Annotated in this window: 16 protein-coding genes; 2 read left to right on the forward strand and 14 right to left on the reverse strand. The window is 45.5% G+C overall.

All coding sequences use genetic code 11. The features are described 5' to 3' along the window. Positions 1 to 15: 15 nt before the first annotated feature. The 6 genes from der to prsW form a co-directional block, all read right to left on the reverse strand. Positions 16 to 1,326: a ribosome biogenesis GTPase Der gene (gene der, locus AC0VYQ_RS09325; protein ID WP_029330675.1), complete on the reverse strand. Its 1,311-nt coding sequence runs from the start codon at positions 1,324 to 1,326 to the stop codon at positions 16 to 18. A 127-nt stretch (positions 1,327 to 1,453) separates the two neighbouring features. Further along, a complete protein-coding gene (gene rpsA, locus AC0VYQ_RS09330) occupies positions 1,454 to 2,587 on the reverse strand; it encodes a 30S ribosomal protein S1 (protein WP_475403469.1) in 1,134 nt (377 codons plus the stop codon). A gap of 95 nt (positions 2,588 to 2,682) precedes the next feature. Continuing rightward, entirely contained in the window at positions 2,683 to 3,282 is a 600-nt protein-coding gene (locus tag AC0VYQ_RS09335; RefSeq protein WP_088837326.1) for a lysophospholipid acyltransferase family protein, read from the reverse strand. Further along, the gene (gene cmk / locus AC0VYQ_RS09340) at positions 3,279 to 3,950 is read right to left on the reverse strand and encodes a (d)CMP kinase (protein WP_214765110.1); all 672 of its coding nucleotides are present in this window, start codon (positions 3,948 to 3,950) and stop codon (positions 3,279 to 3,281) included. Before cmk ends, AC0VYQ_RS09335 begins: the two co-directional genes overlap by 4 nt. A 75-nt stretch (positions 3,951 to 4,025) precedes the next feature. Beyond that, positions 4,026 to 4,682, reverse strand: coding sequence for a flagellar brake protein (locus AC0VYQ_RS09345; protein ID WP_088837327.1), 657 nt, complete (start codon positions 4,680 to 4,682; stop codon positions 4,026 to 4,028). A 25-nt stretch (positions 4,683 to 4,707) separates the two neighbouring features. Continuing rightward, positions 4,708 to 5,367, reverse strand: coding sequence for a glutamic-type intramembrane protease PrsW (gene prsW, locus AC0VYQ_RS09350; RefSeq protein WP_088837328.1), 660 nt, complete (start codon positions 5,365 to 5,367; stop codon positions 4,708 to 4,710). A gap of 157 nt (positions 5,368 to 5,524) precedes the next feature. Here prsW and AC0VYQ_RS09355 point away from each other — a divergent pair, with 157 nt between their 5' ends. Next, positions 5,525 to 6,490, forward strand: a complete 966-nt coding sequence (locus AC0VYQ_RS09355; protein ID WP_088837329.1) for an asparaginase — start codon at positions 5,525 to 5,527, stop codon at positions 6,488 to 6,490. A gap of 68 nt (positions 6,491 to 6,558) precedes the next feature. Here AC0VYQ_RS09355 and AC0VYQ_RS09360 read toward each other — a convergent pair whose 3' ends face one another. From AC0VYQ_RS09360 to AC0VYQ_RS09395, 8 genes are all read right to left on the reverse strand, one after another. Continuing rightward, complete coding sequence (locus AC0VYQ_RS09360) at positions 6,559 to 7,551, reverse strand: YpdA family putative bacillithiol disulfide reductase (protein ID WP_214892009.1); 993 nt, start codon at positions 7,549 to 7,551, stop codon at positions 6,559 to 6,561. A 116-nt stretch (positions 7,552 to 7,667) separates the two neighbouring features. After that, positions 7,668 to 8,933 (reverse strand): Glu/Leu/Phe/Val family dehydrogenase, encoded by a 1,266-nt coding sequence (locus AC0VYQ_RS09365; RefSeq protein WP_029330690.1) that lies wholly within the window; start codon positions 8,931 to 8,933, stop codon positions 7,668 to 7,670. 134 nt (positions 8,934 to 9,067) lie between these two features. Then, entirely contained in the window at positions 9,068 to 10,012 is a 945-nt protein-coding gene (locus AC0VYQ_RS09370) for a D-alanine--D-alanine ligase (RefSeq protein WP_029330692.1), read from the reverse strand. Between the two features lie 175 nt (positions 10,013 to 10,187). Then, positions 10,188 to 10,778: an adaptor protein MecA gene (locus tag AC0VYQ_RS09375; RefSeq protein WP_159172429.1), complete on the reverse strand. Its 591-nt coding sequence runs from the start codon at positions 10,776 to 10,778 to the stop codon at positions 10,188 to 10,190. A gap of 59 nt (positions 10,779 to 10,837) precedes the next feature. Next, positions 10,838 to 11,722, reverse strand: coding sequence for a MerR family transcriptional regulator (locus AC0VYQ_RS09380; protein WP_475403470.1), 885 nt, complete (start codon positions 11,720 to 11,722; stop codon positions 10,838 to 10,840). A 71-nt stretch (positions 11,723 to 11,793) separates the two neighbouring features. Further along, the gene (locus tag AC0VYQ_RS09385; RefSeq protein ID WP_029330697.1) at positions 11,794 to 11,988 is read right to left on the reverse strand and encodes a hypothetical protein; all 195 of its coding nucleotides are present in this window, start codon (positions 11,986 to 11,988) and stop codon (positions 11,794 to 11,796) included. Positions 11,989 to 12,025: 37 nt separating this feature from the next. Beyond that, complete coding sequence (locus AC0VYQ_RS09390) at positions 12,026 to 13,456, reverse strand: RecQ family ATP-dependent DNA helicase (RefSeq protein ID WP_475403471.1); 1,431 nt, start codon at positions 13,454 to 13,456, stop codon at positions 12,026 to 12,028. After that, a complete protein-coding gene (locus AC0VYQ_RS09395) occupies positions 13,456 to 14,472 on the reverse strand; it encodes a YpbB family protein (RefSeq protein WP_475403472.1) in 1,017 nt (338 codons plus the stop codon). The genes AC0VYQ_RS09390 and AC0VYQ_RS09395 overlap by 1 nt, the downstream gene beginning before the upstream one ends. A 276-nt stretch (positions 14,473 to 14,748) precedes the next feature. On the opposite strand from AC0VYQ_RS09395, the gene AC0VYQ_RS09400 reads away from it, so the two are divergent. Continuing rightward, complete coding sequence (locus AC0VYQ_RS09400; RefSeq protein WP_012370689.1) at positions 14,749 to 14,997, forward strand: ferredoxin; 249 nt, start codon at positions 14,749 to 14,751, stop codon at positions 14,995 to 14,997. The last annotated feature ends 41 nt before the right edge of the window (positions 14,998 to 15,038 follow it).

The raw sequence follows: 15,038 nt of genomic DNA on the forward strand, positions 1-15,038 counted from the left end.
GATTTTCACCCTGCCTTATTGTTTTTGACGTGCCAAAATCCGAATCGGTGTTCCAGTAAAATCAAATGCTTCCCGGATTCGGTTATCGAGATACCGTTTGTATGAGAAATGCAAGAGCTCTGGATCGTTGACGAACAAGACAAATGTAGGCGGACGCGATGCCACTTGTGTCGCATAGTTAATCCGTAGACGAACACCCTTATCCGTCGGCGCTGGATTCATCGCGACTGCGTCGACGATAACATCGTTCAAGACGCTTGTCTGAATGCGTTGGGCATGACTTTTCGCCGCTTGATTGATGACAGGGAGCAATGTTTGAAGACGACGTTTCGTCTTCGCAGAAACGAAAACGATTGGTGCATAGTCGAGGAAGCGGAATTCTTCACGAATTTCTTCTTCCATTTTCTTCATCGTTTTATCATCTTTTTCGACAGCGTCCCATTTATTGACGACGATGACAATCGCACGTCCGGCTTCGTGGGCATATCCGGCGACTTTTTTATCTTGTTCGATGATACCTTCTTCACCGTCGAGGACGACACAAACGACGTCAGCTCGCTCAATGGCTTTTTGGGCACGCATGACACTAAAGCGTTCTGTCGATTCGTAGACTTTCCCACGTTTACGCATACCTGCTGTGTCGATGATGACGTATTCTTGATCGTCACGTGTAAACGGTGTATCGATTGCATCACGGGTTGTACCAGCGACACTTGAGACGATGACACGTTCTTCACCGAGAATCGAGTTCGTCATACTCGACTTCCCGACGTTTGGACGACCAACCAAGGCAAACTTAATTGTATTTTCGTCGTATTCGATGTCTTCTTTGTTTGGAGCTAGTTCGAGGACACGATCAAGCATGTCTCCGAGTCCTAGACCATGCGTTCCGGAAATCGGATATAAATCGCCGAATCCTAATGAGTAAAATTCATACATTAAATCACGCATTTCAAAGTTATCGACTTTATTGACCGCGATAACAACTGGTTTATTTGAACGGAACAACATGCCGGCGACTTCTTCATCGGCAGCCGTAATCCCTTCGCGTCCATTGACCATGAAAATAATGACGTCCGCTTCATCGATTGCAAGCTCCGCCTGATGACGCATCATTTGAAGTAGGGGCTCATCCCCGACTTCGATTCCACCTGTATCAATCAAATGAAAATGACGATTGAGCCATTCTCCAGTTCCGTATATACGGTCGCGGGTAACACCTGGCTTGTCTTCTACGATCGAAACCCGATCTCCAATCACCCGGTTAAAAATCGTCGACTTTCCGATATTTGGGCGACCTACAATCGCCACTACTGGAATTGCCATCCCAACACCTTCTTTCTCTTCTCTCGCTTCATAGCCGTTCTATTGTATCAAATCAAGCGCGCTTATACCACATCTAACCGAAACATAAAAAAAGCAGACACGAATCGTGTCCACTTTTTGTCAAAATTTATTCTTTTGCATCCGAGTCTTTATCAGCGAGGTCCGCTACCGAAAACCCTTCATTTTGATCCGTATATTGAGAGTAGTCATCTTCATCCGTCTCTTCTTGTTCTAAGACACGCGTCGAAAGGGAGATCTTGTGTTCATCTAAGTGAACCTCAAGAACTTTCGCTTCGATTTCTTGTCCCTCTTCAAGCACTTCCGACGGCGAACTAATATGGCGATTAGCGATTTGAGAGATATGGAGGAGACCTTCGACTTGCGGTGCAAGTTCGACGAATGCTCCGAATTGAACGAGACGACGGACACGTCCTTTGACGATGTCACCCGCTTCGATTTTCCCTTCCATCTGTTGCCATGGACCTGGTTGCGTCTCTTTAATTGATAGCTTGACCTTTTCTGTATCGCGGTCGACACCAAGTACTTTCACTTCGACTCGTTGCCCTTCCGTTACGATATCAGACGGTCGTTCGACACGATGATGCGCCATTTCAGAAATGTGGACGAGTCCGTCAACACCACCGATATCGACAAATGCACCAAAATCCGTTAAGCGTTGGACAGTTCCTTCAAGGACTTGACCCACTCCCAAGTTTTCAAGCGTCTCTTTTTTCTTCGCATTAAGCTCGCCTTCGACGACCGCTTTATGTGAAAGAATGACACGATTTTTTTCTTGGTCGAGCTCAACGACCTTGACTTCGATCGACCGGCCGATGTAGTCAGAAAAATCTTCTACATAGTGACGTTCGACAAGTGAAGCTGGAATGAATCCACGTACGCCGATGTCGACGACGAGACCCCCTTTGACGATGTCTTTGACGACAACTTCAAATATTTCAGCCGATTCATATTTCGCTTCGACTTCTTCCCATGCTTTCAAGGCATCAATCTCACGTTTTGAGACGACGACTTCTTCGTCTGTAATCTTCTTCACCTTTACTTGTAATTCATCACCGACTTTTAGCACACCTCGTATGTCATCCAAATGGAGACTTGAGACTTCGCTAATCGGCAGGATTGCTTCTGTCTTATATCCGATATCAATGAGTGCTTGCTTGTCTTCAATCTTCACGACCATCCCAGTAACTACCTGGTCCCGATGAATTTCAAAATCAGGCATATCTTTCATTTCTTCGACCATTCCAACACAACCTCCTCACGATGAGTACAAGAAACGTAATAAAATACGTTTATCCTTCTTTTAACTTCTTACAATTCTGACTATTTGTCAAGGTTTTACACATGATTGTAGTAGACCGATTTGATTTCTTCGAGAATTCGTTCTGAAATCGCTTTCGCGGCACCGCGTTGATCGCGTAAATCTTCAATATCGACTGGTTTTCCGATTACGACCCGCATCGGCTTAAACGGGCGATAGTTGCCGATGATCGCGACAGGAACGATTTGCGCCGGAGATCGGAGTGCAAAAAAACCGACACCTGGTTGCGCTGCCGTGAACTCACCTGGAGCAGACCGTGTTCCTTCTGGAAAAATTCCGACGGTTTCGTCCGTTTTCAATAATTCAATCGTTCGTTTTAAAGCTTGACGATCGCCCTGTCCGCGTCCGACGGGATACGTCCCCGCTGCCGTCATCAATTGTTTTAATCCAGGGACTTTAAACAGTTCCTCTTTTGCCATATAACGAACCGAGCGACTCGTCGGAATCGCGCTAACTAGAAAGACGGGATCCCAGTTCGAGCTATGATTCGCACATAAAAGAACGGATCCATCCTTCGGAAGATTTTCTCTCCCTGTCACGCGAAGACGAAATACAGTTTTGGCGATGACGAGCACGACGAATCGCGCTAGTCGATAAACGGAGTCCGTTCGACTCATTTTAATACCCCTTCCGCAAGCTCTGTCAGACGGAGGACGACTTGATCGATCGACATGACGGTTGTATCGAGATAAATGGCATCGTCCGCTTGTCTGAGCGGAGACACTTCCCGTTCACTATCACGTTTATCACGCAACGCGATTTCTGCTTGAAGTGCTTCTAAGTCACTGTCCATCCCCCGAGACACGTTTTCACGATGCCGGCGACTCGCACGTTCTTCGACTGTTGCTGTCATGAAGACTTTCAGTTCAGCATCTGGTAAGACGACTGTACCGATGTCACGCCCATCCATAACAATACCGCCCGATTCTGCTAAGCGGCGCTGCATCTCGACGAGTGCCGAACGTACTTGAGCATGTTTTGCGACGAATGAGACATTGTTCGTCACTTCGCTCGACCGAATCGACTCTGTTACTTCGCGCTCGCCAATAAAGACACGTTGCCCGTTTTCACCTGGTGTTAAACGAATATCAAGTGATGTCATTAACTCACCTAACCGTTGCCCATCCTCGAGATCGATTCCTTGCTCAAGTGCTGCGAGCGTTACGGCCCGATACATCGCCCCTGTGTCGATGTAGACGTAGTCAAGATGTGCTGCTAATTGTTTAGCAATTGTACTTTTTCCGGCACCAGCTGGTCCGTCAAGTGCGATTTGAATTTTAGTCATGTTTTTCGTTCCTTCCGTTTGAACCATTTTTAAGCGGTTCATAGTATCGACCGTTATCATAGCAAAAAAATAGACTTAGGTGAATGAATTCGTGCCACTCCGCGAATTTTTCATTTGCGCCTGATAACAGTGCCGTAAGACGAGCTCACGACTTCGATCATGAATTTGTGTAAATTGAAAGGCGAGTTCGTAACGTTCTTCGCGTCGATCGACGCGAACTAACTCACCTAAAACATCAAGTGTATGGGTTCCTCCATGTTCGGCCGGTAGTAAAAACGTCAATTCAACCTCGTCTTTTAGTTCAATCGGTAAATGATTCGCTAAGATCAATATTCCACCTGCTGATAAATCAAGCGAGACCGTCGTGAACGGTTCGAATTTAGTTTTATGTGGATGAAGTGCGACGTCCAAAAGTAACGGCACACGTACGAACTGACGACGTTGAACACGCTCAATCTGTTGGTCGGTCGGGCGTCTGATTGCATATCGTTGTCCACGAAGCGGATCATTTTGTCGTTCGACGATTTCCGATTCAAAGCCATACAACCGTCCCTTTTCTTTAAAAAAGTAAACGTGAATCGATTCATCTTCCGATAAAATAAATGTTTTTAGCGTGTCCGCCTCACTCGGCGCTTCCATCCAGATTAAACGGTTCGTCACAGCCGTGACCTTCGTCCGACCTTGTCGATCTTCACTGTTGCGTACCATTATCAAATCACCTGTTTGCATCATGTCACTCTCTCCCAATCCATTCTATTCAATTACTATTTTTTTTGTATCGATGATTCAAGCGATTCGCACTCTTAACTTGGTAAAGGCCGACTCCCCATAAAATCACCATAAAAATAATGGGCAGCAAGGAAATACCACCATTTTCCAATATTAACAAATTAAACATACTGTGCGCAATCATCGGAACGATTAAGGACAGACTTAGCCAACGATTCGGGTAAATTGAAAATTTTGCACGCCCCATAAAGAAGCCCATTAGAACAGCAAAGAGTGCATGACCCGATACAGGAAGCAACGCTCTGAATATCATGTGTTCAACCGTCCCATTGACCATTAAATATAAAATATTCTCAAGCGTCGCAAAGCCGAGCGAACAGGCGACTGCGTAAATGATACCATCATAATAATCATTGAAACGTTGATGGATATATACGGTATAAAAAACGATAAACCATTTCGCAAATTCTTCCGTAATTGCCGTTCGAAACAGACGAATCGATTCATCTCCCCCAAATTCAGTCTGAACGACGTAGTCGATGAACATCAATGGAAACACAAGTAAAATGCCAAAAATGAAACTCCGTAAAATATAACCGACGGGTTCAGCTTCATGTTCATGGCGGAGATAAAAATAAGTAAGTAGTGCAATTCCCGGGGCAATTCCTGAGAAAACGATCGATAACACGTTTTTGCCCCCTTCCTATTCCTTAAGGATAAAGGTTTCTCCTGGAAAAGAAAACCGAGTCCATTGTATATCCGAAAAAAAAAGGTACAATTATGGATGAAAATGAATAGTCAGCTTTTAGTGTCTGACTATCGAACGAATAGACAGGAGGCTCTTTATGAAAAAATTACTATTAGTCCATACCGGAGGCACGATCGCGATGGCACAAAATCATTCCGGTCACGTTCTGCCGAATGACATCAACCCACTTGATGCTTCATTGCCACGTGCGACCGACATCGCGGACATCACGACACGCCACTTCGCGAACCTTCCTTCACCACACATCACACCGGACATCATGCTCCGTCTCGCACACTTCATCAAAGAAGAACTGCAGGCAGGGTATGATGGCGTCGTCATCACGCACGGAACGGATACGTTAGAAGAAACGGCTTATTTCTTACAGTTGACGATTGGTGCTCCAATTCCAATCGTCTTGACAGGTGCGATGCGTTCATCAAATGAAGTCGGTTCAGACGGTGAGTTCAATTTGATTACGGCATTGCGTGTAGCCGTCAGTGATGCAGCTAGAGGAAAAGGGGTTCTCGTTGTCTTTAACGGAGAAATCCACTCTGCTTTTAACGTCACGAAAACGCATACTTCTTCTGTCGATACTTTTAAATCTGTTCATTTCGGTAACTTAGGGATGGTCACGAAAGATCATGTCTATTTATTCAATACACCTGTCTTAAAACCAACGCACATGGTGACGAAACTAACAAAGCGTGTCTCCGTCCTAAAAGTTTACGCCGGGATGGACCCCGACCTTTTAGTTGCTGTCGGTGAACTTGGTTATGATGGTCTAGTCCTCGAAGTACTCGGGCAAGGAAATGTGCCACCGAGTCTGATGGATGCGATTCGTCAGCTGACTGAACAAATGCCAATCGTCATCGTCAGTCGTTGCTTTAACGGCATCGTCCAAGATGTCTACGGATATGCAGGCGGAGGACAACAATTAAAAGAACTTGGTCTGATTTTCTCGAATGGTCTGAACTCACAAAAAGCTCGCTTGAAATTGATGATTGAGCTCGAAATCGAGGCTACACACCCTGAACTTGAGACTTCATTTCAAGTCGAATGATCTGTCACTAAAAATAACCGCTTCCCGGGGAGGGAAACGGTTATTTTTTTAGCGATCGAAAAGAGCGCTTATCGCGTCGTTTCACGAACAAGTCGATCTGAAAGACTCGTTGCAATCAATTCTCCATGAAAACGACCGTTTTCGATAAATATTTTGTTGGCGTCATATCCTGCAGCGACGACACCCGCAATATAAATGCCGGGAACGTTTGACTCCATCGTTTCCTCATTGAAATCCGGAACTCCCGTTTCTCCATCAATCATGATACCGGCATCCGCGAACAAACCAACGTCCGGTGTGTAACCTGTCATCGCAAAAACAAAATCTGCTTTAATTGAGGTCGCTTCTCCTTGTTCTTTATAATGGACGTGCGTCGGTGTGATGGAATCGATCGTTGCGTTAAACACCATCTTGACCTTCTCGGCCCGTACGAGCGCTTCGAAGTTCGGGAGGACCCATGGCTTGATTGACGGACTGTACGCTTCACCACGGTATAACAGCGTGACATGTGCACCTGCCTTCTCAAGTTCAATCGCGGCATCGACACTCGAATTTTTTCCACCAATGACGACAACGTCTTGTCCGAAGAAAGGATGACCTTCTTTAAAATAATGAGAAACGTGCGGTAATTCCTCACCTGGTACGTCCATTTTATTTGGCAATCCGTAATAGCCTGTCGCTAAGACGAGTGCCCGTGCCTGACGCGTCACCGTCTCCTCCATTCGCGACGATACGACTTCGAACCCTTCACCATCCGTACGTTTACTGATTCGTTCCACCGTCTCAAACGGACGAATCGTGATTTCTTTCCGTTTAACGACTTCACGGTAATAGACGAGTGCATCTTGGCGTTTCGGCTTAAGTTCCTTGTTGATAAACGGAACACCACCGATTTCTAATTTTTCGCTACTCGAAAAAAATGTTTGATGCGTCGGATATTGATAAATCGCTTCGACGATATTTCCTTTTTCGATGACTTCGACAGCTAATCCACGATCTTGCATCTCGATCGCTGCCGATAACCCACACGGTCCTGCACCAATGATGAGACAATCCAGCATAATCTTTTCTCCTCTTCCACGTGCTTTTTTTTTATCTTAGCAAACATGAGCAAACGAAGAAAGAATTTAAGTTACATGAAAAAAGTTCACTCCTGTAAGAAGTGAACTTTTTCAAATTAAACCCATCCACGGAAGCGTGAGGCTTCCGCCATTTTACGAACGCCTACCATGTAGGCAGCGAGGCGCATATCAACATTTCGTGTATGCGATGTTTGATACACTTGATTAAACGAGTTCACGAGTACTTTTTCAAGCTTTTCATGCACTTCTTCTTCCGTCCAGTAATACCCTTGGTTGTTTTGAACCCATTCAAAGTAGGACACCGTTACGCCACCACTTGAAGCCAAGACATCGGGAACAATCAAGATTTCACGATCTGCGAGAATTTTCGTCGCTTCATTCGTCGTCGGACCGTTGGCTGCTTCGACGACGATTCGCGCTTTAATGTCATGCGCATTATCTTCCGTGATTTGATTTTCAATCGCTGCCGGAACAAGAATGTCACACTCTAATTCGAGCAGTTCTTTATTTGAAATTGTATTTTTGAACAGCGTCGTCACCGTCCCGAACGAATCGCGACGATCAAGTAAATACGGGATATCCAGTCCGTTCGGATCATGGAGAGCGCCATATGCATCACTGATCGCAATGACTTTCGCCCCCAAATCATGCATGAACTTCGATAAGAAGCTCCCTGCATTACCAAACCCTTGAACGACGACGCGGGCTCCTTCTAATGTAATCCCTTTTTTCGCAGCAGCTTCCCGAATCATGATGGCGACCCCTTTAGCTGTCGCAGTCTCACGCCCGTGGGAACCACCGAGTACTAACGGCTTTCCTGTAATGAAGCCCGGTGAATTGAATTCATCAATCCGGCTGTACTCATCCATCATCCAGGCCATGATTTGTGAGTTCGTGAAGACATCAGGTGCTGGAATATCTTTTGTCGGACCAACGATTTGACTGATTGCACGGACATAGCCACGACTCAGACGCTCGATTTCCCGGAAACTCATCTCTCGTGGATCGCAAATGATTCCACCTTTACCACCACCGTATGGTAAATCGACGATTCCTGCCTTCAAGCTCATCCAGACTGATAACGCTTTGACTTCGACTTCCGTTACGTTCGGGTGGAAACGGATTCCACCTTTCGTCGGACCGACAGCATCATTGTGTTGCGCCCGGTAGCCGGTAAAGATTTTTGTTGACCCATCGTCCATCCGAACTGGAATCCGAACCGTTAACATTCGCAACGGTTCTTTTAACAATTCATACATTTCGTCCGGGTAACCCAACTTCTCAAGAGCTTCTTTTACGATTTCCTGTGTTGCTTCAAGTACGTTTTTCCGATGATTCGCATGTTGTTGGTCAGTGATCATTCCAACGTTCCTCCCCATAAGTGGCATCCCCTATGCCGTTTCCTTGTTCGGATAAAGTATACCTTGTTCCGACGTGTAATGAAAGGGATTCCTACTATATTTGTAAGCGCTTTCTATCATCTACTCTTTTTCGTTTACTTTATGTTGTTCGAAGTCGCTTGATGACGTGTAATCGCTAGATTGATAAACGATTCGACTAGCTCTGGATAATCAATCCCGATTGCCCGTGCCCCGTCCGGGAATAGACTTGTCGCTGTCATACCAGGTAGCGTATTGGTTTCTAAAATAACGGGATGACCGATTTCAGGCACCAGGAAATCAGAACGGGAATAGCCCGAACATCCGAGGACTTGATGGGCGAGGACTGCCCACTCTTGTAATTTTTGTGTCGTCACCTCATCAAAATCAGCAGGACAGATATGCTCTGATCCACCGACTGCATATTTTGATTCATAATCATAAAATTCATTTTTAGGAATGATTTCGATGACGGGCAACGCTTTTTCAGCACCTTTTTGGCCGAGCACCGGTACGGTTACTTCTCGCCCTTTAATGAATTGTTCAATCAAAACCGCATCGTCTGCCTGAAAAGCGAGTTCGATTCCGCTTCGTAACATCGCGTCGTCCATCGCAATCGTCAATCCATTTGACGATCCTTCTTGAGCCGGTTTGACGACACAAGGGAATTCACCGCCCCACTGCCGGACCTTATCTGCGATGTCGTCACCGCGTTCAATCAAGACATCACGCGCAATCCGAATGCCAGCCTTCTCAAAGTGCAACTTCGACCGTGCTTTGTCCATCGCTAAAGCGGAAGCCAACACACCTGATCCAGTATACGGAATATCCGCTAACTCTAGTAATGCTTGAACACGACCATCTTCTCCATATTTTCCATGAAGAGCAATGACGGCGACTTCAACATCCAGATTGAAAATTTCTTCAGCACGTTCCGGATGGAAATCGATGGCAACGACTTCGTGCCCTTTTCCCTCCAATGCTTGAATCACGGACTTCCCGCTACTTAACGAAACCTCACGTTCTCCAGAAATCCCACCATATAATACTGCCACTCTCATACTCTTCACTCCTTCATCTTACGTTCACTGTTTATCATACCATCACTCTTTCAACGAAAAAATACAAAATGGTGTTAACTGATGATTCCTCATGAAAAAGACCACTTTCCGTCAGAAACCGGTCAGTGGTCTTAAAAAGAATCGTCGTATGTGCCGATTCGTTAAAAATCATCATTTACACGGAAAATGTCCCGGCGATCATTTTGATTGCATCCGAACGCTGAAGTGTTTTTCCGTATTCCGCCATCGCGAGCGGACTTTTCGCACTTGGTACGCCATATTCAGACAGTACGGTCGTAATCGTCCGTTCAAGCGCCTCTGCCATCCGTTCCTCGAAATACAAGTAATACCGTCCTTCGAAGTAGTACAGCGCTCCACCCGTTTCCGTCATCGGAACGTGGCGAAGCAATCCGTGGCTCGCTTGAATGACGTCCTCGAATTCTTCGAGTTGATACAGGACATGATGTACGATATCGACGGTCATCCGAATTTCTACTTGATCAAATTCATCAAACGTTTCTTCTGGTAATTCACCTTCTCGTCGTACATCGACCAACATCCCGTCATTCGGAAAGAATGTCACAAAAAATTCGAGTGTCCCGACCGCATGAAATCCAAAATTTGATTCTGCTTCTTCTAACAGGTTACGTAATAGGTCCTGTCCTTTTCCAACTGCCAGTGTTTCTGGTCGAACGTCGTGAACGGATAGTTCCTGCTTCGTAATAAACACACGTAAATGCCCTTGTTTAAATGTCTCAAATCTCATCTAAGACTCCTCCAGTCAATGCCGGAGAAAAACAACTTCTCCGTTCGATATGAATCACACTATACACCAGTTGTCGGAGTGAGTCGACTTAACCACCTTTTCCAGGAGGAATCGTCCGTCCCGAGGAGATGATCCGCGTATTTTTCAGGGAGCTGTTCGACGGCATAACCACCTAGACCAATCTCGACGTTCGGTACAGCCTGTCGTAGTTCGGCAAGCGCTTCATCTAAAAGACTGAGGTGGTCAGAAATCGTACACGAAAGGACGACAGCACGTGGTACTAATTGTTTTGTCACCGTCACAAGATCTGACACGGGAATTCCTGCCCCAAGAAAAATCACATCGAAGCCGGATTGGCGTAAGTATAGCGTAAAAAATAACAATCCCAATTCATGTTCTTCTTCTGGCGCACATACACATAAAATGCGCGGTAAAAAAGGATTGATCGGCATTTGCAACGATAATGTCGAAAGGCGGGCCCGTAAAAAGGCTGTCGCAAAATGTTCATGCGCAATCGTAATTTCACCATTTTCCCACTTCGAGCCGATTTCGTGCAGCAACGGTCCGACGATATCTTGAATCACCTTATCGAAACTAAACATCGAGAATGCCTTATTCATGATGTCATGGGCATGTCGTTCCTCAAATGTCGTTAATGCCTCAAACAGTTGTTCACGTAGTTCAACACCATAATCAAGTGGAAGCTCCGTGCGACTGACAGGCATTTCGTACAGTTGAATCGCTTTCGAAACAGATAGTCCTTCTTTTTGTTTGTCTACAATCCAGCGGAGCTTCGCGACATCGCTATCACTATAGATGCGATGCCCAGATTCACTCCGGTCCGGATCAAGCACTTGATATCGCCTTTCCCAAGCACGAATGGTCGTTGGGTTGAGCCCTACTAATGCAGCGACTGCTTTGATATTATATTTCCCACGATCCATGCACCGTGCCTCCTTCCTTCTCCTTTTCAGTATACCCGTAAAGGAAAATAATCTCTGTTCACAATGTGCCCTTACATCATGAAACCGAGGGAAACGAAGGCGATAATGATTGTAATCATAAGAATCGTCAGCGTGATGGCTAACGGATTTTTGACAAAGGGTTGCTTTAACCGTTCATTCCGCACATGTTCAATTCGTGAAGAACGTGGTGGTAAGCTTGATTTTGGTTCTTCTTGTCGGTTCTTTCGTTGATCGTATTTACTCAATTTCATCACCTTTTCTAAAAATAAGGATAATACTAGTTTACACTGAATCGGCTGATGAAAAAAAGACCTCTTCTAGTCGTTGTTCCCAATCCAAAATTTCAATCGTATGCCTTTTTTGCGGTGATTGTGTTGTCGTATTACCACAAATATCACAGCACCGGTCCTGGACGATCGGTTGCTCATCAAAATGATTCAAGATGAACGTTCGTCGACACGTTATACTTTGAATATAATTTATCATTTGCATAAGTTCACGTAAACGTATCTTTTTTCGCTCTTCTTGCCAAGCGATGATGTCCTCACGCGACCAGCGATCACTGAGTTGCGATTTTAATAACCGATACGCCGGATCTTCGACATCTAACCCTAAACGCCGTTCCATCGTTTCAAGCGGTTCCTGACGTGCCATGCCCGCTAACAATTGGTCAATCCAAAGCACAGGGGCATACTGCTTTTCGACTAAAAACTGCTGTAGACGGTGATCCCCCTTTGCATAGAGCAGTAGCGCTGTCGACGGCGCTCCGTCTCGCCCTGCCCGACCGACTTCCTGCATATAGGCTTCAATCGTCGCCGGCATCGAGTAATGGATGACGGTCCGGACATTCCCTTTATTGACCCCCATGCCGAAGGCACTTGTACAGACGAGACACTCAATCTCATCATGTAAGAATTGTTGTTGGATCAATTGACGATCCTCTGCTTCGAGTCCTGCATGGTAGTATGTCGCCTTCGTGATTAGACGTGCGACACGCTCTGCTTCGTTTCTTGTCGTCGTATAGATGACACACGGACGTTCTACCTTCGTTAACCAGTTTACCAGCACATGATCTTTTTGATCAGGCTCAACGTCTTCGACGATAAATTGAATTTCCGGTCGATTGACGGAATGCCGGATAATCGTCGGGTCCGACAGCTCTAAGCCTCTTAACATATCCTGTTCCACTTGTTTCGTTGCTGTTGCCGTCAAAGCTAAACAAGTCGGGTTTCCGAGTTGTTTCTTTACGATTCCAAGCTTCGCGTACTCGGGGCGAAACTCATGACCCCATTGTGAAATACAATGCGCTTCATCCACGACGAATAAATTAATGTTTGTTTGCTGAAGCCGTTGTTTGACGTTCGGCATCGCCAATTGTTCCGGTGACAAATACAAATACCGAAGTTGACTCAGGTGACGTAAAATCTGCTCTTTTTGGTCTTTTGTTTCGTGCGACGTCAATTTAGCGACGGAACGTTCACCGCGACTTTTGATTTGCATGACTTGATCTTCAATCAACGATAAGAGCGGCGAAAGGATGACGGTCAACCCTTCTGTCAACAAATAGGACGGAAGTTGATAACAGATCGACTTCCCTCCCCCGGTCGGCAAGATGGCGACCGTATCGCGACCTGCTAAAACGGACGCAATGATGTCTTTTTGACCGGCTCGAAAGCGGTCATGCTTAAAATAACGTTTTAAGACAGTCTCCATCATCTCTCCTCCCATCTTTTTCGCGCTAACGCGATACGAATTTGAAAATAATCGGTCTCAAGCTTCAATTCACCTTTAATTCGTTTCAACGAAAATGTCTCGTTTCGATTTGCTACTTCAATCACTTCTTTAAATTGTGCATCCGATAAGAATTGGCTCCGCGGGAATACGTCACTGTACATCGCAATTTCGACGAGATGATCTTCCATCGTGCTCTTCTTCAGGCGGCGCCGCTCGGAGATTTCATTCAAAGCAAATCCGTTACGTAACATATCCCACGTTTTCTGTGCTGATTGTGTCATCTTCGATTGATCAATATCTTCACCAAGACGTAAAATCAGTCCTGCTTCATCCAAGTGACGCAGACATTTTCGCCAAGCCATCATAAATTCCAAGCGGAGCGACAAGACGTCACTGTCAAGTTTCTCTTCAAGTTGCGGGTAAGACAAACCTGTTTTCAACCCCGACAAGCGGTAGCTGATGAGCGTCGCTTCTTTTACCGACAGCTGACGCAACGCCTCTCGTAATTCATGGTACACCTGATCAATCCACTGCGTACGCTGCGGCATCCCTTTGACGTATCGCCGGACCCAGTCCTTTATCGCGACGTCTTGCTGAACCGGTACGAAAAATCGTTTTTGTTCGAGACAAACGACGGTTTGAATCAAAAGGCTTAAGCGTTTCCATAAAATGATTGGAAATCCACGCAATTCACCGCCCATGTCATCGATTAAAAACGGTACTTTGATCGAGGATTCACTAAGCTCCGTGATGCGCAACGTTTCCGCTCGTTCAATGAAACCCTGCTGTTCCAGCTCAAGCAGTAGCCGATCGAATGTTTCTCGTCGAAAGGGCAGCACCCCAAAGACAGTTTCTAATTCATAGAAATGTGCATCCTGGAGTGATGTTGCCGAACGTTTTCCTTGAAGGATATGAAAGAGGCTACGATCTGTCCGTTCACCCCGGAGACGACTAATGGTTTCTAACAAAACTTGATTGATGACAGTCAATTTCATCCACTCCCCCTCAACTTCGATCGGTTTGATTATATTTAAAGTATCGTCTTCATTCGTTTATATGTATAGCATAATTAGCTTGACCTTTCCAAACCTCTTTCTTAGATTAACGCACCTACTGCGCCTTACCCGACTATTTCCATCGCATCCTGTTACTTTGTTTGAATACTTCTACCGCTTCCTCATTGAAAAGAACGCATGAGTCCGATACAATGACATATAGATGAGAACAATACTAGATCAATCATGTTTTCGAATAGAGAGGAGAAATACAAAATGGCTAAATTTACGATTGTCGATAAAGACACGTGTATCGCTTGTGGCGCTTGTGGTGCCGCAGCACCTGATATCTATGACTATGATGACGAGGGCTTAGCATACGTCATTCTAGACGATAACAAAGGGACAGCAGAAATCCCGGAAGCATTGTTCGATGACATGATTGACGCATTCGAAGGTTGCCCAACTGATTCAATTAAAGTGGCAGACGAATCATTCGAAGGCGACGCATTAAAATACGAATAAGTATTTGACAGTATGGTAGCTTCACGCCATGCTGTTTTTTT

It is taken from the genome of Exiguobacterium sp. QJM3NY_9, assembly GCF_056173545.1.